This window comes from Streptomyces sp. NBC_01176, from assembly GCF_045039825.1.
In the GTDB taxonomy this organism is placed as follows: domain Bacteria; phylum Actinomycetota; class Actinomycetes; order Streptomycetales; family Streptomycetaceae; genus Streptomyces.
The window spans coordinates 5,725,889-5,743,555 of sequence record NZ_CP108600.1 but is presented as its reverse complement, the minus strand read 5'-3'; the positions used below and the strand labels follow the sequence as shown (position 1 = coordinate 5,743,555).

18 protein-coding genes and 1 riboswitch are annotated in these 17,667 nt (G+C 71.5%); of the genes, 4 read left to right on the top strand and 14 right to left on the bottom strand.

Annotation, left to right across the window (positions count from 1 at the left end):
• Positions 1-213: 213 nt before the first annotated feature.
• From OG199_RS24815 to OG199_RS24790, 6 genes are all read right to left on the bottom strand, one after another.
• The gene (locus OG199_RS24815) at positions 214-756 is read right to left on the bottom strand and encodes a DUF501 domain-containing protein (protein WP_356807978.1); all 543 of its coding nucleotides are present in this window, start codon (positions 754-756) and stop codon (positions 214-216) included.
• A gap of 48 nt (positions 757-804) precedes the next feature.
• The gene (locus OG199_RS24810; RefSeq protein ID WP_356807976.1) at positions 805-1,281 is read right to left on the bottom strand and encodes a septum formation initiator family protein; all 477 of its coding nucleotides are present in this window, start codon (positions 1,279-1,281) and stop codon (positions 805-807) included.
• Between the two features lie 100 nt (positions 1,282-1,381).
• Entirely contained in the window at positions 1,382-2,668 is a 1,287-nt protein-coding gene (gene eno, locus OG199_RS24805) for a phosphopyruvate hydratase (RefSeq protein WP_356807974.1), read from the bottom strand.
• A gap of 330 nt (positions 2,669-2,998) precedes the next feature.
• Complete coding sequence (locus OG199_RS24800; protein ID WP_405831321.1) at positions 2,999-3,691, bottom strand: transglycosylase family protein; 693 nt, start codon at positions 3,689-3,691, stop codon at positions 2,999-3,001.
• Between the two features lie 4 nt (positions 3,692-3,695).
• A riboswitch (cyclic di-AMP (ydaO/yuaA leader) is annotated at positions 3,696-3,859 on the bottom strand.
• Positions 3,860-4,042: 183 nt separating this feature from the next.
• The gene (locus OG199_RS24795; RefSeq protein WP_405831319.1) at positions 4,043-5,062 is read right to left on the bottom strand and encodes a transglycosylase family protein; all 1,020 of its coding nucleotides are present in this window, start codon (positions 5,060-5,062) and stop codon (positions 4,043-4,045) included.
• 229 nt (positions 5,063-5,291) lie between these two features.
• Positions 5,292-6,563 (bottom strand): cytochrome P450, encoded by a 1,272-nt coding sequence (locus OG199_RS24790; RefSeq protein ID WP_356807968.1) that lies wholly within the window; start codon positions 6,561-6,563, stop codon positions 5,292-5,294.
• 156 nt (positions 6,564-6,719) lie between these two features.
• Here OG199_RS24790 and OG199_RS24785 point away from each other — a divergent pair, with 156 nt between their 5' ends.
• The gene (locus OG199_RS24785) at positions 6,720-7,931 is read left to right on the top strand and encodes a globin domain-containing protein (RefSeq protein WP_405831317.1); all 1,212 of its coding nucleotides are present in this window, start codon (positions 6,720-6,722) and stop codon (positions 7,929-7,931) included.
• 28 nt (positions 7,932-7,959) lie between these two features.
• Here OG199_RS24785 and OG199_RS24780 read toward each other — a convergent pair whose 3' ends face one another.
• The 5 genes from OG199_RS24780 to OG199_RS24760 all read right to left on the bottom strand — a co-directional run bounded on the left by OG199_RS24780 (position 7,960) and on the right by OG199_RS24760 (position 11,867).
• Complete coding sequence (locus tag OG199_RS24780) at positions 7,960-8,979, bottom strand: nucleoside triphosphate pyrophosphohydrolase (RefSeq protein ID WP_356807964.1); 1,020 nt, start codon at positions 8,977-8,979, stop codon at positions 7,960-7,962.
• A gap of 215 nt (positions 8,980-9,194) precedes the next feature.
• Complete coding sequence (locus OG199_RS24775; protein ID WP_356807962.1) at positions 9,195-9,854, bottom strand: SurA N-terminal domain-containing protein; 660 nt, start codon at positions 9,852-9,854, stop codon at positions 9,195-9,197.
• A 168-nt stretch (positions 9,855-10,022) separates the two neighbouring features.
• Entirely contained in the window at positions 10,023-10,721 is a 699-nt protein-coding gene (locus OG199_RS24770) for a hypothetical protein (protein ID WP_405831314.1), read from the bottom strand.
• A 77-nt stretch (positions 10,722-10,798) separates the two neighbouring features.
• Positions 10,799-11,017, bottom strand: coding sequence for a hypothetical protein (locus OG199_RS24765; protein WP_405831313.1), 219 nt, complete (start codon positions 11,015-11,017; stop codon positions 10,799-10,801).
• A gap of 22 nt (positions 11,018-11,039) precedes the next feature.
• Positions 11,040-11,867: a glycoside hydrolase domain-containing protein gene (locus tag OG199_RS24760; protein ID WP_405831311.1), complete on the bottom strand. Its 828-nt coding sequence runs from the start codon at positions 11,865-11,867 to the stop codon at positions 11,040-11,042.
• Positions 11,868-12,274: 407 nt separating this feature from the next.
• On the opposite strand from OG199_RS24760, the gene OG199_RS24755 reads away from it, so the two are divergent.
• Both OG199_RS24755 and OG199_RS24750 read left to right on the top strand, forming a co-directional pair.
• Entirely contained in the window at positions 12,275-12,997 is a 723-nt protein-coding gene (locus OG199_RS24755) for a hypothetical protein (protein WP_405831310.1), read from the top strand.
• A gap of 89 nt (positions 12,998-13,086) precedes the next feature.
• Positions 13,087-13,491, top strand: coding sequence for a hypothetical protein (locus tag OG199_RS24750; protein WP_401800752.1), 405 nt, complete (start codon positions 13,087-13,089; stop codon positions 13,489-13,491).
• 74 nt (positions 13,492-13,565) lie between these two features.
• On the opposite strand, the gene OG199_RS24745 is transcribed toward OG199_RS24750, so the two are convergent.
• Both OG199_RS24745 and OG199_RS24740 read right to left on the bottom strand, forming a co-directional pair.
• Positions 13,566-15,269: an insulinase family protein gene (locus OG199_RS24745; RefSeq protein WP_401800750.1), complete on the bottom strand. Its 1,704-nt coding sequence runs from the start codon at positions 15,267-15,269 to the stop codon at positions 13,566-13,568.
• Between the two features lie 4 nt (positions 15,270-15,273).
• Positions 15,274-16,227, bottom strand: coding sequence for a hypothetical protein (locus tag OG199_RS24740; RefSeq protein WP_401800747.1), 954 nt, complete (start codon positions 16,225-16,227; stop codon positions 15,274-15,276).
• A gap of 348 nt (positions 16,228-16,575) precedes the next feature.
• Between OG199_RS24740 and OG199_RS24735 the strand changes: the two genes are divergently transcribed.
• Positions 16,576-17,019, top strand: coding sequence for a hypothetical protein (locus OG199_RS24735; RefSeq protein ID WP_356806907.1), 444 nt, complete (start codon positions 16,576-16,578; stop codon positions 17,017-17,019).
• A gap of 111 nt (positions 17,020-17,130) precedes the next feature.
• Here OG199_RS24735 and OG199_RS24730 read toward each other — a convergent pair whose 3' ends face one another.
• Positions 17,131-17,619 carry a MarR family winged helix-turn-helix transcriptional regulator gene (locus tag OG199_RS24730; RefSeq protein WP_401800744.1) on the bottom strand — a complete coding sequence of 163 codons (489 nt, stop codon included), beginning with the start codon at positions 17,617-17,619 and terminating at the stop codon, positions 17,131-17,133.
• Positions 17,620-17,667: the final 48 nt, after the last annotated feature.

Sequence of the window (17,667 nt, the reverse complement as noted above, 5' to 3'; positions counted from 1 at the left end):
GCCGGACGGGCTGACATGCATGCCCCCGGCCGCCGGCCGTTCAGCGAGACCTCGCACCCCCGGCCCGCACCGGAACCACCCGACGTGGACCGATGTCTCCGGACCGATGTCTCCAGCGCGGGCCCGCATGTCCAGCCCGTCCGGCGTATGAGGACGAGGCCGTTCAGGCCGATGCGGGGGTCCGGGGGCGGCAGCCCCCGTGGGGTCGGAAGCTCACCCCTCCGCGCAGGCCCCGTCGGCCACGGAATGGTCCACGCACGGACCCTTGCGCCACCACTCCGGCAGCATCGCGATCGCCTCGTCCCCCAGCGGGTTCACACCGGGGCCCGCGGCCAGGGAGTGCGCCACCAGGACGTGCAGGCACTTCACCCGGTCCGGCATGCCCCCCGCGCTCGGGAACCCGGCGAGCACCTCGATGGCGTCGCGGCGCGCGATGTAGTCCTCGTGGGCGGCCCGGTACGCGGCGGCCAGCTCGGGGTCGGTGGCGAGACGGTCCGTCATCTCCTTCATGACGCCGTTGGCCTCCAGCGTGCCGATCGCGGAGGCCGCGCGCGGACACGTCAGGTAGTACGTCGTCGGGAACGGCGTCCCGTCGGGAAGCCGGGGCGCCGTCTCCACCACGTCCGGCTCGCCGCAGGGGCAGCGGTGCGCGATCGCGCGCAGTCCGCGCGGCGGCCGGCCGAGCTGCTGCTTGAAGGCCTCGACGTCCGCGTCGGTGGGCTCGGTCCGCGGGGTGGGCGGCGGGGGCGTTTCCATGCCTGTGCTCAAGTCACTTTCTCTGTCGTTTCACCGGTCCGTGTCAGCTCACCGGTCGGAGCGGTCGGACTTGTCGACGCCGTCCCAGACGTTGGCGTACCAGGGGCGGGCGTCCGCCCCGCGGTTCGTCCGCGACTGCTTCACCGCGTCCGGGTCGATCACGACGTAGCCGGTCTCACCCGGCATCACATAGTGCAGCCGTTCCCGGATCCGCTGCTCCGCGTACGCGTCGTCCTGCCAGCGCGCCTTCAGGTCGCGGAGCTGTTCGACCCGGGCGCGGGCCTGCTCCTGCTGCCGCTGCAGATCGGCGATCTCGGCGCGCTGGGACACGTACTGCCTTATGGGGTACGCGAGGGCCACGACCAGGGAGCAGACGACGAGCGCGAGCAGCGCGGCCCGGCCCGTCAGCCGCGAGCGCCGGGCCTGACGCTTGGTCTGGGAGCGGTAGACCCGGGCCGCCGTCTGCTCGCCGAGCAGCCGCAGCCGGGTCGCGGTGGAGAACCGGTCCCGGTCCTTCACGGCCATGTCCCCGCCTCCCCTTCACACGTGCGTACGTCCCCGCACACGGTACGGGACCGGGTACGGGGACGTACGTGCGACTGGCTAAGCCTTAACCCTGCCGGGGTCAGCCCTTGAAGCGCGGGAAGGCCGAGCGGCCCGCGTACACCGCGGCGTCGTCGAGGATCTCCTCGATGCGCAGCAGCTGGTTGTACTTGGCGACGCGGTCCGAGCGGGCCGGGGCGCCGGTCTTGATCTGGCCGCAGTTCACCGCGACGGCCAGGTCGGCGATGGTGACGTCCTCGGTCTCGCCGGAGCGGTGGGACATCATGCACTTGAAGCCGTTGCGCTGGGCCATCTCGACGGCGTCCAGGGTCTCGGTCAGCGAGCCGATCTGGTTCACCTTGACGAGCAGGGCGTTCGCGGAGCCCTCCTCGATGCCGCGGGCGAGGCGCTCGGGGTTGGTGACGAAGAGGTCGTCGCCGACGATCTGGACCTTGTCGCCCAGCTTCTGGGTGATGACGTTCCAGCCGGCCCAGTCGTCCTCGTACAGCGGGTCCTCGATGGAGACGAGCGGGTACGCCGCCACGAGCTCCTCGTAGTACTCCGTCATCTCGGCGGCCGAGCGGGACTTGCCCTCGAACTCGTACTTGCCGTCCTTGTAGAACTCGGACGCGGCGACGTCGAGCGCGAGCGCGATCTGCTCACCGGGGACGTAACCGGCCTGCTTGATGGCCTCGAGGATGAGGTCGAGCGCGGCGCGGTTCGACTCCAGGTTCGGGGCGAAGCCGCCCTCGTCGCCGAGGCCGGTGGACAGGCCCTTGGACTTCAGGACGGACTTGAGGGTGTGGTAGACCTCGGCGCCCCAGCGCAGCGCCTCGGAGAAGGACTCCGCGCCGATGGGGGCGATCATGAACTCCTGGATGTCCACGTTCGAGTCGGCGTGCGAGCCGCCGTTCAGGATGTTCATCATCGGAACAGGCAGCAGGTGCGCGTTCGGGCCGCCCAGGTAGCGGAAGAGCGGGAGGTCGGACGCCTCGGAGGCGGCGTGCGCGACGGCCAGCGACACACCGAGGATGGCGTTGGCGCCCAGCGAGCCCTTGTTGTCGGTGGCGTCCAGGTCGAACATGGCCTGGTCGATCAGACGCTGCTCGGTGGCGTCGTAGCCGACGAGCTCCGGGCCGATCTGCTCGATGACGGCGAGGACGGCCTTCTCGACACCCTTGCCCTGGTAACGGTTGGGGTCACCGTCACGGAGCTCGATGGCCTCGAAGGCACCCGTGGAGGCGCCGGACGGGACGGCGGCACGACCCGTGCTGCCGTCGTCGAGGCCGACCTCGACCTCGACCGTGGGGTTGCCTCGGGAGTCCAGGATTTCCCGGGCTACGACGACGTCGATGGACGGCACGAGCATCTCCTTCTGGGATGTGACGCGGGTACGCGGGCCCGCGGGGCCCGCACTGCACGGTGCCGCGTTCGGCTCCGCGGGATGAGCCTAACCGGCCCGGAGCGATCGGCCAGCCGCTCGACCACCCCTTGAGCAGAACTGAGGGTAAATATTGTTCCCCTTCGAAACAAAAAGCCCCGCTCCGGTGCGTACGGGGGAAGACGCACCGGAGCGGGGAGCCCGTGGGGACGGGGGTGGACCCTTATCGGGTCTCCGGCGTGGAGACCCTTCCTACGGGAGGCCTGCCAGCCGAGGGGCCTGTCATCCGAGAGGCCCCTCGTCCGGGGGACCGTCGTCTCAGCTGAGGTGGAGCTGCTGACCCGGGTAGATGAAGTCCGCGTCGTCGACGATGTCCTTGTTCAGCTTGAACAGCTGCTGCCAGCCGCCCTTGACCTTCTTCTTCTCGGCGATCGAGCTGAGGGTGTCGCCCTTGACGACCTTGTACTCGCCGTCGCCCTTCTTGACCTTCTTGCCGGTCGGGGTGGAGACGGTCTTCTTCTGGGCCGCCGGGCGCTCGGAGGAACGGGAGGCCGCGGTGTCCGTCGACCGGGTCTCGCTGCTCTGGGTGCCGCCGGAGGTGGACGGCTTGGCGGGGGCGGTCGTGCCACCGGTGTACGCGGCGCCGGACAGGCCCGTGCCGCAGGTCGGCCAGGCGCCCTTGCCCTGCGCGGCGAGGACCTTCTCGCCGATGGTGATCTGCTGGGACTTCGAGGCCTTGTCGGCGGTGGAGGCGTAGGCGGTGCCGCCGTACGCGGCCCAGGTGGAGGCCGAGAACTGCAGGCCGCCGTAGTAACCGTTGCCGGTGTTGATCGACCAGTTGCCGCCGGACTCGCACTGGGCGACGGAGTCCCACTCGGAAGCGGTGGCGGCGGAGGCGTTGCCTGCCGCCATCAGCGGAGCGGCGATGGCGACGCCGGTGACACCGGCGAGCGTGGCGACACGAGTGGCCTTGGACGGACGGCGGTGCTTGCCCTTGCTGGAAAACAGCATCGAGTGATCCCCTCACCGACGCCTGCGAGGTGAGCTGTCGGGTTCGGGCGGGTGAGTGCCCGGCCGTGCGCTCTCGGCGCACGTCTTCACCCCAAGCCGCTCCCGGTCAACTACCGGGCGCGGCGCTTACCTTGGGTCCCCCGCTCCTGCCTACGGCGCTTGACGCGTCGACTGTTCCCGTACGGCCGCTGGCAGGATTCGGCGTTGCGACCGTCGGGGCCCGCTGTGGCGAGCGGTGATGACCGTAAGCAGTCGATCGACCGAATTTCAAAGACGATCAGGGCCTTTGAGATCCATCTCTCACTTGCGCCAAACCGGACATTACCCAGCGAACCGTGACGTGAACTCCCGCTACTTTTCGCCCGATTCGGCATCAACTGCAAGGCTCTGACCGGGGAGAATGAGGTCCGGGTCGACGCCGACCGTCTTCGCGTTCGCGGCGTAGAGCCCGGTCCATCCGCCTTCGAGGTCAAGGGTGTCGGCGATGGTCGAGAGGCTGTCTCCGGTGCGGACGACGTACGAGCCGTCGACGACGCCGCGGGCGGCGCCGGAGTCGCGCGAGGCGTGCCGGCCGGAGGAGTCGTCGCCGCGGTCGTCCGCCGTGGCGTCGGTGGAGTTCTCGGCGGCACTGCCACCGCGGTGGCGCCCGGCACCGGTCGTCGACCCCTCGGAGGCCGTCGAAGCGTCCCCGTCCTGGCCCGAGTTGCCCGATTCGCCACCCTTCGCCGACCTCGCGCCCGCACTGTCCGTCTCCCGGGCGCTGCCGGACTCCTCGTCCGAGGGCGTGTCCGATTTCGTGCTGTTCCCGGTCCCGTCCGATGACGAATCGGTCGAGGACGAATCGGTGGAGGAAGAGTCGGAACGGGAGGAGTCGGACGAGGAGGCGCCGATCCCCAGCGAATCCCCCAGGGAGCCGGATCCATCGGACGAAGTGGATGAATCGGATGAACTGGACGAGTCGTCGGCCACGCCGGTGTCGACCGAGACCTCGCCCGAGTTCTTGCTGAGCCCGGAGAGCGGGCCGCAGGTCGGCCAGGCGGCGAGACCCTGGTCGGCCAGGACCTTCTCGGCGATGGCTATCTGCTGCGACCGGCTGGCCTCGTCGGCGCTCGGGGCGTACATGCGGCCGCCGTACCGCTGCCAGTTCTCCTGGGTCAACTGCAGTCCGCCGTAGTACCCGTTGCCGTCGTCGGCGCTCCACTGCCCGCCGCTCTCGCACTCGGCGACCCGGTCCCACGTGGTGCCGTCGGCCGCGTTCGCGCTGGCGGCACCGAGCAGCGGGATGGCGATGGCCGATCCGGTCACTCCTGCCGCGACGATGAGGGCCGGGGCCTGACGGGGGCGACGATGGCGGCCGTTCCCGGAGAGCATGCGAGAGCCTTTCACGTGACAGCAGGTGACTACGCGGCCGATGAGCCGCGTTGATGGGTGAACGTATCCGCACCCGATCACTTGTCACAAGTAGGTGCAGCGCAGATCACGTGAAGATCACAGAGTTGAGGGAGCATCACCTTTTGGCGACCGGACCTTCATACTCTGCGGCCACCACTACGGGGCGCCGCGACAGCCACCTCGCGCACACCGTACGACTGCCGCATGACTACCGACCAGGTGTGAACTCCACCGGAAGCGTGCGCAATCCGCGCATAATGAGTCCGCCACGCCATCGCAAATCAGCCGAATCGACCGCGAGTTGGAGGTCGGGCAGCCGGGTGAGGAGGGTGGCCAGCGCGGTCTGTCCCTCCAGCCGGGCGAGCGGCGCGCCGAGGCAGTAGTGGATGCCGTGGCCGTAGCCGAGGTGTTGGTTGTCACGGCGGGAGAGGTCGAGCGTGTCGGGCCGGCCGAACCGGGCGGGGTCACGGTCCGCGGCCGCGAGGACGACGAGCACGGGGTCGCCGGGCGCGATGTCCTGTCCGCCGATGCGGACCGCCTCGGTGGCGAACCGCCACGTGGCCAGCTCCACCGGGCCGTCGTAGCGCAGGAGTTCCTCGACACCCGTCTCCAGCAGGCCCCTCTCCCCGGCGGCGAGCGAGGTCTGCAGCCGCTCCCGCTGCCCGGGGTGGGTGAGGAGCGCGTACGTGCCGTTGCCGATCAGGTTCACCGTCGTCTCGAACCCGGCGAAGAGCAGGATGAAGGCCATGGCGGCGGCCTCGTTCTCGGTGAGGTGCTCGCCGTGGTCGGAGGCGCGGATGAGACCGGAGATGAGGTCCTCGCCGGGCGCGGGCACGTCGGGGAGGGCCTCACGCTTCTTGTGGATGAGCTCGCCCAGATACCCGCGCATCTTCTTGACGGACCGCCCGACCCCGCCCCTCGGGCCGCCGCCGTGCCGGATCATCATCCCCGCCCAGTCCCGGAAGTCGTCCTGGTCCTCGCGGGGCACGCCCAGCAGGTCGCAGATGGCGTAGATGGGGAGCGGGAAAGCGAACTCGTGGATCAGGTCGGCGGAGCCCCTCTCCTGGAACCGGTCGATGAGGTGGTCGGTGAGCTCCTGCACGCGCGGTGCGAACTCGGCGACCCGGCGCGGGGTGAACGCCTTGCTGACGAGCCGCCGCAGCCGGGTGTGGTCCGGCGGGTCGATGTTGAGCAGATGGGTCATCAGCTCGGCCTTGCGCTCGCCCGGGATGCCCGTCTTGCCTTTCGCGTGCGCGGGTTCGTCGTGGTGGGCCGGGTTCTTGCTGAGCCGTCCGTCCGCGAGCGCCTGCTTCGCGTCCGCGTACCGGGTGACCAGCCAGGCCTCCACCCCGCTGGGCAGCCGCGTCCGGTGCACGGGCGCGTGCTCCCGCAGCCAGGCGTACGCCGGGTAGGGATCGGTGGCGAACTCCCAGGTGAAGAGTTCGGGTGCGGGGCTGAGCGGCGGGGGCTGGTCGGTCACTCCCCGACGGTATCCGGCGGGCGGAGCACCGGCGTCCGCAGGGCGCGCGGGCCCCGAATGCGCCCCGGCGCAGCCGCCGCGCGGACTTCACCCCGGACTGTCCGTAAATCACCTGCCGTTTGACTCCGCGGCTCGACGACTCTCTACATTCGCGCCGTGGACCCCGAAATACTCAGATCCAGCTTCGCGGTCGTCGAGAGACGGGCCGAGTTCGCGGTCAAGTACTTCTACTCGCATCTCTTCCGGCACAACCCGGACCTGCGCGGGCTCTTCCCGCTGGACCACCCGGAGGACATGGAGCGGCAGCGGGACCGGTTGTTCGCGGCGCTCACCCATGTGCTGGAACGGCTGGAGGACCCGGCGCTGCCGGGGTACTTACGGGAACTGGGGCGCGATCACCGGAAGTACCTGGCGGAGCCGGAGCACTACGCGGCCGTGGGGGCGAGTCTCGTCGCCGCGTTCGCCGTCGTCGCGGGGTCGGCGTGGAACGCGGAGGCGGAGAAGGCCTGGGGCGAGGCCTACGGGGCGATCACGAACGTCATGCTCCAGGGCGCCTGGGAGGCGCAGCACGCGGGCGAACCGCCCTGGTGGGACGCCGAGGTCGTGTCCCGGACGCGGCACGGCGACGACCTCGTCGTCCTGACCCTGCGACCGCACCAGCGGCTCCGCTACTTCCCCGGCCAGTACGTCAGCGTCGGCGTCCCCCATCTGCCGGGCGTCTGGCGGCCGTACTCCATCGGCAACGCGCCCCGCGCCGACCTCACCCTCGATCTGCACGTCAGCCGGGTGGAGAACGGGGTGCTCTCCACCGCCCTGGTACGGCAGACCCGGGAGGGCGACGTCCTGCGGCTCGGCTCGCCCGGCGGCGGGCTGATCCTGCGCACGCCGGTGGAACGGCCGCTGACCTTCATCGCGGCGGGCACCGGGTGGGCGCCGGTCAAGGCACTGCTCCAGCGGCTCGACGCCACGCACGAGGCCCGGCTGTTCCTCGTCGCCCGTGACACCTCGTACCTCTACGACCGGTCGGCCGTGGAACACCTGCAGGCCCGGCTGCCCCGGCTGGGCGTCACCTTCATCACCCCGGCGCCCGGCCGCCCCAGGACGCAGGCGACCGAGCGGCTGCTGACCGCGCTGGGCAACCGGGCCGGCTGGGCCCGGCACGACGTCTATCTGACCGGTCCGCCCCAGCTCGTCGAGGAGGTCGGCGAGGCCCTTCCGACGCTCGGCACTCCGCCCGACCGGCTCTTCCGCGACCTCCTGCCGCCCACCGCGGAGGCGCGCGGCCGGCCGCTGGGCGCGGCGGAGTGGCTGCTCGACCGGCCCCGGCCGAACTGGCACAACCCGTCGGCCCGCGCGCCGGACGTGTGACCCCGGAACGGGGGACGCCGCCCCGGCCTCAGCCGTCGAGGGCCGGCGAACCCTCCCGCGCACGGATCGCGTCCCGGTACGCCCGCGCCGCCGCGCGCAGTGCCGCCTCCGGGTCCACGCCCTCGGCCTCGGCCCGCGCGGCCACGGCCAGCAGCTCGTACCCGACGCCCTCACCACGCGGCAGCTCGACCTCGAGTCCCGCCGTGCGCGCCCGTGAGGCGAGCTTGGCCGCGAGCGCCAGGCCCGGCTGGCCCAGCGGTATCCCCTCCGTCACGGACGTCCGGCGCTTCTCCTCGGCCTTCGTGCGCAGCCAGTGCTCCTTGACCTCTTCGGGGGTCGTGGCCGTCTCGTCGCCGAACACGTGCGGGTGGCGGTGGATCAGCTTGGCGACGATGCCGCCCGCCACGTCGTCGATCGAGAAGGGCTCGGCACCGTCCTCCGGGCGGCCCTCCTCCGCGATCCGGGAGTGGAAGACCACCTGGAGCAGGACGTCGCCGAGCTCCTCCCTGAGCTCGTCCCGGTCCCCCTCCTCGATCGCCTCGACCAGTTCGTACGCCTCTTCGATCCCGTACTTCGCGAGGCCCTCGTGGGTCTGCCGGGACGACCAGGGGCACTCGACGCGGATGCGGTCCATGACCTGGACGAGGTCGAGGAGGCGGGCGCCCGGCAGGTCGTACGAGGCGGGGAGCAGCTCCAGCTCGGGCATCTGGACCCGGCCGGAGCCGGCCAGCCTGGCCAGGCCGTCGGTGAGGCGGGGCTCGCCCTCGCCGGTGGCCACGACCACCACCGTGCGCCCGCCGGCACAGGCGTCCACCAGCTCCTGCGCGTCGGGCGAGGTCTCGTCCACGGTGACGCCGGCCTCCCGCAGATAGGGCAGCTGCGGATGCGCGCCGTCCGCGCACAGCACCTGGTCGGCGCCGCGCAGCGCCTGCCAGGCGGGCCAGGACAGCAGTCCGGGTGCGACGCGGTGGCTGGTGGTGAGCAGGACGATACGGCCGGAGGCGGCGGGGCCGGCCTGGGCGGCTGCGTCGGAGCTGATTGCGTTCACCCCTCGAACGTAACTCACGCCGCCGACACCCCCGGAGTTGTCCACAGGATCGACGGAACCGGTTGCCGAACCGCCTTCACGCCCGCCGCTCGCGCGCCGTGACCCGGCGCCGCCGACGGCCGTTCTCGGCCGTCTTCGGCGTCCGCCGGGGCGCACTCCTCCCGCCGGGTCCCGCCCCCGCCCGCCGGGTCCCTCCGTCTACCGGCTGCCCGTCCTCACGCCGACTGCGGGGTTCCCGCCGGCGTGACGTCCCGCAGCCACGGCGTCTTCGCGTCGACGCGGCCGCTCTTCTGCACGTCCCAGGCGCCGTAGCGCGGGTTCAGGTCGATGTGCAGTTCCTTGGAGGCCTGGGACATGGCCTTCCAGAACGTGGCCTTGCCGTCGGCGGTGTTCATGTCGGCGCCGAGCGAGGCCGCCACCTTCTGGGCCTCGATCTCGGTACGCAGGTTCTCGTCGAGGCGCGTCGGCGGCACGCCGTACTGCTGGAGCCAGACCGTCTCCAGTCCGTGCGCGCCGCCCGCCTGCTGTTCCAGGGACGACCGCAGCTGCTGGACGTCCCTGCGGGTGACGCTGACACGCGCGTCCTTCGCCGCCCGGTCGAGGACGCGGTCGAGGACCATGCTGTGCAGGGTGTCGCGGGTGAGGCTGCCGGACTTGGCGATGGCCTGCTCGTACTGGGCCTCGTCCTTGGTGTCGGCCCGCTGGGCCGACCGCACCTCGTTCACCCGGCCCTCGAGCTGGGCGACGGTGATCCGCTGGCCGCCGACGACGGCCGCGGCGCCCGGATGCGCCTCGCTGCCGCACGCGGTGAGCAGGGGAGCCGCGGCGACGATCGCTGCGGCGAGGACGACGGCGGTGCGACGGCGGCGGTGCAAGGAAACCTCCCGAGGAGATTGTGCGGCGGTGCACAAAGTCTTGCGGTGATCGATGTTAGGCAGTGGCCCGGCTCTCGGCCAGCCATTCGACCAACGATTCGCGGAGAGTTCGGGTACCACCGCGCACCCGTGCGGTACGTGCCACCCGCCCCGGGCCGCGTCACGCCGTCAACCGCGTGTGCCGACCTGTCGCTCGACCGCGTCCGCGACCTCGGCGCGCAGTCCGTCGCCGAGGGGCGCGAAAGTGATGTTGCCGGGGTCCTTGCCGCTCCCGGCGTTCGTGGCGCTCCCGGTCCCCTTGGTGCCGTTTCCGGGGTCCTCGGAGCCGCTCCCGCTGTCGCCGACGAGGACGAAGTCCACCGTCCGGTGCTGCGGTGCGGCCTGCTCGGCGGCCTCGACCTGGGGGCGTCCGGCCGCGAGCACCACGTCGCAGGAGCGCTGGAGCAGGCTGTTGAGGTAGGGCCGCGCATGGGCCGCGGACTGTTCTCCGGTCACCGTTACGTAGCTGACGCGCGCGCGTGTGGTGAGGGACGCGTCCTGCATGCCCTCCCAGACCTGGGCCGCCGTGGTCCCGGCGGTGATCCCGTCCTTGCCGGTGAGCAGACAGGCGTCGACGTCCTTGTAGGACCGGGCCCTGGTGTCCGGGAGGTGCCGCGCGGTCTCGGTACGGGAGAGGAAGTACCCGGTGACGGCGACGGCGGCCACCACGATCACGGCGCCCGCCAGCAGGGCGAGGGTGCGCCCGCCCAGTTCCCGCAGCCACAGCCGCGCGGACCGGGCGGCCGTGGTGAGCCGTGAGCGCGGCGTGGCGTCGCGCACCGCCTTCGCGCGCCGCGCCGGCGGTCCCTGCCTGACCCGCTTGACCACTGGTTGTCTCGTGCTCTCTGTCGTGCCTGCTGCCGCTGCCTACCGCCTGTTGCCGTCCGTCGCCTGTCGTGGCCCCGCTACGGACGGGCCGGCCGGCGGGGCCAGACCTTCCAGGCGTGGACCGAGGCCGCCACCATCGACAGCAGGATCAGCAGCACGTCGGCCGCGAACTCGCCGCCGTGCGTGGTGTCGAGTGTCAGCGCGAGCTGCGCGAGCCAGGCCGCGGGGACCAGACCGACGACGGGAACGGCCGCGACCCCGGCCCGCACGGCCGTCGCGGGATCCTCATGCCCCACTCCTTCGCCCTCGTCGGCAGGCTCAGCCGGTGATGGCGACCGGCGCGTCCCACGCGTCCCGGTCCACGGTGATGGTGTAACCGCCGTACGTTTCCTTGCTGTTGACCATGTACTGGTGGGCGCGGCTGTGGTTGGTCCACCGGTCGGCGCCGAACGGCCAGTCGGCGGTGGTGGTGTTCTGCTTGTCCCACAGCGCGTACCAGAGGTTGCCCGGCAGGTTCGTACGGTCGGTGGCGTCGGCGATGGCCTTCGCACTGGAGCTGCGGAAGCCGTAGAAGCCCGCGCGGTACGTCTTGGCGTTGAGCGTCTTGTCGAAGGCCCGGATGTACGTCAGCGTGGCGGTGTTGCACGACTTGTTGGTGATGTCGTACGACTCCATGTCCAGGTAGATCGGGCTGCCCGCCTTCATCCCCAGCGCGGACGCCTTGGCCACCGCGTCCGCGGCGTCGGTGGCGCCGAGCGAGGCGGCGTTGGAGGAGGTGAGCTTCTCCGGGTTGGAGCCCGTCTGGCAGGAGGGCTGGGCGCCGACGTACAGCGGGATGAGCTTCCAGCCCAGCGTGCTGACCGACTTGACCCAGGACGAGGTGAGATTGGGCTGGGCGCAGCCGCGGTTCTTGCCGCCGATGTACACGGCGGCCGCCCCGTACATGCCGGTGTGCCAGGCCTTCATCGCGTTCAGCGAGGGCGCGGCGCAGGTGTCGAAGGCGCGGCCCGTGTAGGTCCGCTGGGCGGGCCACGTGGTCGCCGCCATCGACGTCTGCGCCGCTATCCCGGCGCCCGCGACCACGGCGGCACCCGCCGTCGCCCAGGCGAGGTAACGGCCCTTCTTGGACATCCGATGGCTGGACATCCCCACCCCGATTCATGACACGCGCGGATCACGGCACGTGTGAACGCGCGTGATCCGCGGACAGTTGAGAACAGCGAAGAAAGCCCCTGAGACGGCGCCCATCCCCGGCACACCGGCGAACGGTGTCCGGCCCCCGGCGCCCGGGGCGGATCGCACCCTAACCGACACCACCCCCAGCCCCGGGAAACCCCTGATCTCGATCACCACAAGATTCCCTCAAGTCACAGCAAAGAGTCCCGAGTCGACGGCGATCCCGGGCCAACGCCCCGCTCCCGCCGCGGATCTTTGGCACATGCATACCTGTGCATGACCTGTACCTGACCTATGCATGGCTTGTGCGTGGTCCGCCCGCCCCTACAGTCCGCTCGGCTGCATCGCCCCACTTCACAGAGGACTCAGAGACCCCTATGCGTCACCCGTCCCCGTACCGTCCCGCCAGAACGCTGCTCGCCGCCGCGGTTCTCCCGCTGGCCCTGGCGGCCTGTTCCTCCGGAACCTCCGACCACCCCTCCTCCGCCCCTGCGAAGGCGGCCAAGGACCCCGACGCCGGTCTGCTGACGGGCGCCCGGCTCAAGAGGGCGCTGGCGCCCGCGTCCTTCTTCGCCTCCGGCTTCGCGGTCGACCCCGACGGCGCCCGGGACTCCGGGACGGCGTACACCGCGCCGTCCGCGTCCGCCGCGGCGAAGCCGGACTGCTCCCTGCTCGGCGGCACCAGCTGGATAGCCGTCTCCGGCGTCTCCGGGGTGTCCTTCGCCCAGAACGACTACGTCAGCAAGGCCACGTCCGAGGACATCGCCCAGGAGATCGACACCTTCCGCGGTACGACCGCGGCCGAGGTGCTGAAGGACCTGGAGAAGACCGCCACCGCGTGCGCGACCTTCACCGACACCCAGACCCACAGCCAGGTGAAGGTCACCGGTGCCGCGGCCCCCGGTCTCGGCGACACCGCGTACGCGCTCACCCTGACCGACAGCGCCTGGCAGAACGGCTCGACCCTGATCGCCGTGCGCTCGGGAACCGACGTCGTCAGCGTGATGTCCACGGACGGCCACGACAACGGCGCGGCCACGGCCGCGAAGCTCGCCGCGCGGATCGTCACGTCTCTGCGGGGCGAACACCAGCGCGCATGACCCCCCGAATGGGAACATGACGGCTCGGAGGGTGTCCCCGGGGTGTCCCGGGGCGGCTCCGGGAAGCCTCGGGGGTCTTGACGGTGAGCATGGACAAACGCCTGGAAGCCGGCTGGATCCAGCGGATCGCGTGGTCGGTGCTGGCCGTGGGATCGCTGGGTCTGCTGGTCTGGGTGCCGTTCCTGTACGTGGCGATCCGCCGCGGCCGGGGTTCGGACTGGGGTGCCTTCGCCGCGTTCCTGCTGTACGAGCTGGTGACGCTGCCGTGGGCGACCACCCAGCAGAGCGACTCGGGTGATCCCGTCCTCGGCGTGGTCGCGCTGGTCAGCATCGGCATGGCCGTGGGCATGCTGCTGTTCGCGGTGTTCGACAAACGGCAGCCGAAGTACCGGCCGACCGGCCGCGGTCCGGTGCCGGATCAGTTGCGAGGCCCCGTACAGGGCCCGGCGCAGGGACAGGGCGGCCCGGTGCAGGGCAACCCGTACCTCCGCTAGCCATCGAGCACGGGCGGGCACCGGCGGACGTACGCCGCTGCCCGCCCGGTCGGCCGCCGGCTCCGACCGCCGCCTCAGGCGCGCCGGGTGCCCCGCAGGACCCGTACGGCGGGCCAGGCCAGCAGCGCGCCGACACCCCAGAGGAAGACGGCGAGCACCGCCCATTCACCGACGCCGGTCTCCGGGTCCGAGAAGCCGAAGACGGTGTAGGCGAGCGCCACCAGGGACCACAGTCCCGCGAGGACACCGAAGATGACGAGCAGCGCGGTCTGGCCGCCGGTACGCCGGGCCGGCGCCGCCTTCGCCGACGCACCGGTCTCCCCGCCCCCGCCCGCCTCCGGTCGCGGCTGCCGCTGCCGGGGCGGCAGCCGGACCACCGTGCTCGGGTGCACCGCGGCGTCGATGGTCGCCATCGTGTGCGCGTCGATGCCGTTGAGCCCCGGCTCCACCTCCACGGACAGACCGTCGTGGCCGATGAGCCTGCGCCCGCCGTCGGGCCAGTTCAGTACGGCCGCGCACGCCCGGTAGAGCACGGTGGCGGTCTGGTCGCCCGCCGTCACGCTGACGCCCTCGCTCCCGACGATCAGCGACGCACCGTCTTTCCGCCGGGGGGCGAACGCGGTCCCCGTGACCGCGTACGTCGAACCGGTCGGCGCCTGCGCGTACCCGGCCCAGTCGGCGCCGTGGCCCGCGGGCGCCTGGAGCAGGGCGGTCCCCGCGGCCTCCAGCGCGACCCCGTACAGGTGCTGCGGAGTGATCGCCCACAGCTCGGACCGCAGTTCGTCGAACCCGCGCGGCGGCCGGTGAGCGAGGAGGTCCTCCGCCGCGCCGGGCAGCCTCCGTACCGCCGCGTCGGGCGCGGTCAGCGTCGCGTCGGCGCGGGCGCGTACGGCGTCCAGGTCGCCCTGCGCGATCCGGCCCGCCTGGAGCGCCGCGAGGACGTCCAGGAACCCGCCGAGCACCGCGTCCTGCTTCGCGGGCAGCGCGTCCGCGAAGGCGGTGACGACCGCGAACCCGTCCCGTCGTGACGTGTAGTCGGTGGCCGCCGTGTAGGAGTAGCCGCCCTCCTGCCGCAGGGACCGGGACAACTCCCGTTCCAGTACGCCCGCGTACAGCCGGGCGGCGGTGCTGTCACCGACCACGCTGTCCAGCAGGACGCCGCCCTTGCCGTCGGAGAAGTAGGCGGGGGTGGTGGGCAGGGCCGAGGTGACGGCGGGCATCGGACGGCGGTGACCGGCGGGCAGCTTGAGCGAGAGCCCGGCCGGCAGGCGTTCCCCCGCGATCCACAGCACGGCGTTGTCCCGGGTGAACCAGGTCTGCGCCCAGTGTCCCAGGTCCTCCGGCCGCAGTTCCCGTACGCCCCACTCCGGGTAGCTGACCAGCCCGTACCCCTGCGCTCCGTAGCGCCACAGGGGCAGTTGACCAGGCTCCCGGCGCGCCTCCTCGGTGCGCAGGATCTCCTTCTCGGTCTCCAGCCGCTCCATGGGCAGGTCGGTCAGGGAGGCGCACACTCCCTCCAGGTAGGCGACGATCTCGTGCTCGGCGCCCTCCGCGTGGAAGTGGGTGAACGCGCCCTTGGTCGCGCCGTTGAAGTGGTAGTCGGCCAGGCCCTGGCGGTGCAGGGCCAGGTGCTCGACCAGGTGCGTGATGCCGGACCGGGCGAGCGTCTCGTCGGCGACACCGACCCGGAAGACCAGTCCGGCGCGCATCGGCCCGGTGGCGTAGGCGAAGAGGGTCGGTATGCCGTCGACCTCGGTGGCGTGGATGGCCTGGCTCATCTGCTCAGCCTCTCGCGAGCGCGGCGGAACGGTGTTCGGCGTAGGCGTCCGCCGGCTCCCCGAGGTAGGTCCAGGGGTACTCGGTGGCCAGGTTGCCCAGCGCGCGGAAGTGCGCGGCGGCGCGGGCGGTGTCCCCCATCAGCGAGAAGAGCGCGGCGAAGTTGCCCTGCACGGTGACCCAGCCGTACGCCGGCCGGTAGTGCGGGTGCAGCACGGACCGTTCGGCGGCCTCCACGAGTTCGGAACGGACGTGGGCCTGGCGCAGATACCCCGTCCGTTCCTGCCCGGCGGGCAGGTCGAGCCAGCGCTCCAGGTGCACCTCCGCCACCAGGCCGCCGCTGAGCGTCCCTTCGGGCGCGTTCAGCAGGCACTCGCGGGCGAAGCCGTGCGCCGCCTCCCAGCTGCCGCTCCACTTGGGGCACAACTGCTGGAGCAGCCGGGCCTGTCCGCTGTAGTGGTGCGGGTGGTGGGCGGCCAGCCGGTCGTAGCGGCGCCGCGCCTCGTTCTGTCCGAGTTGCAGCCCCATGGCCGTGGTCAGCCGCGACACCCACGCGCCGTCGTGGGTCGGGTCGAGAGCGGTGGCCCGCATGAGCAGCTGCTCGGCCTGCCGCAGGTGCGCGCGCAGCCCCGCGAACTGTTCGCGGCTGACGTTCTTGGCGCGCGCGCTGGTCCGGATCTCCCAGCCCAGCATCACTTCACGCGTCCCGAGCAGTGTCAGGGCCAGTACGTCGTCGGGGGCGGCGGCGACGAGTTCGCGCAGCGGGTGCTCCACCCCGGGGATGTCGGCGATCACGCCGACGAGGAACGACCGGTTGACGCCGTGCGGGAGCCCGTCCGCGTACTGCCTGATCCCGGCCCAGTCCCGCGCGGCGACGGCCTGCCGCAGCCAGCCCGCCTCGGGAAAGGCCGAGGCGAGCTCGAAGTCGGGGGGTGGGAGGGGTGGTGCATCGGGTGACATGGCGCGGATCTTAAGCGAGCTCTGTGACAACGGGGCAAGTGGATACCCGGTGCGTAATTCCCAGGCGCGTGAGGGACTTCGACAGGTGAGGGTTCGCGATTCGTAAGTTCCCCTGCCGCACCGGGTCCCCGGGGTATCCGCGGGCTACACACGTTCCCCCGGCGGCTATATACTCCGCCTGGCAAATCTGCCGTGCCGCGCGCGAATGCATCCCCCGTTCGACAGCGCGCCCCCACGCACTCGCTCACTCGCCCGTCGGCATCGCCGTGCGTTCTTTTGCTCTGCCATTGCGCTTTCTTTGCGCGGCTTTTCCCCTGCCCTTTCTTTCCCGAATGCCAAGGAGCCCCCGTGTCCCTCAACTCGCGCCGCCGACGTCAACTGCTGGAGGCCACGGGCCCCTTGCTGCTCCAGGGGGAGCGGGTCGAACTCGCCACGCTGGCGGCGGTCGGCACGGTCTCCGTGCGCAGGCAGGTCCTGACCGCGGCAGTGGTCGGCGTACTCAGTGCCGGAACGGTGACGGCCACGGTCAGACCGCGTCCGCTGTACATCGCCCTGACCGACCAGCGTCTGCTGTTCTTCGACGGCAACAACGGCGGAAAGCCCGGCAGACTCCTGATGAACCTGCCCCGCCCCTATGTCTCCGTCGGCGCGACGAAGAAGGGCCTCTTCGGCCTCACCCTGATAACCCGGCTGTCCGTCGTGGAACAGGAACAGGGCCTCAAGCTGACCTTCCCCGTCCAGCACCGCGCGGACGGCCACCAGTTCGTGTCCCTTCTCCCCGTCACGCGCTGACACCCGGATTCCTCTTCCGACGAGGGGCGGCCGTCGAACGCATCGGTCGGCGTCCGCCTTTCCCGTCCTTCCCAGCCGACCGGGACATCGCGCACCCCACTCGGCCGGCACTCACACAGCGCCGCCACCGAGCCCGTCACCGGTCCGAGCGGCGCGCAGGACCTTCGCGCTCAGGGCGCGGATCCGGGTGTGATCGGTGGGCGTCAGTGACGAGGTGAGGGCGGCGACCCGCTCGTCCATCTCGGCGGTGCACCGGTCGGTGAGCTCCCGGCCGAGCGGGGTGAGCGCGACGAGGACGGCACGGCCGTCGTGGGGCGACGGCTCCCGCCGGACCAGGCCGCGCTTCTCGGCACGGGTGACCAGGCCGGTCATCGAGGACTTGTCCAGGTCCAGATAGCGGGCGAGTTCGAGCATGCCGGGGCGGCGGTCGCGCAGGATGCCGAGGAGCCGGGCCTGGATGAGGGAGAGGTCGTGCTCGGCCGCGATACCCGCCAGCACGCCTTGGACCAGGAACGACAGCTGGACCAGGGCGTCCACGGTGCCCTGCGGTTCGTCCGCGCCCGGATCGCCCGTCGTGGCCGGGGTGTGACTGGAGGTCATGGCGCCTTCCTCTGTTCGCCGCCGCGCGGCCTGGTACGTGACACAAAC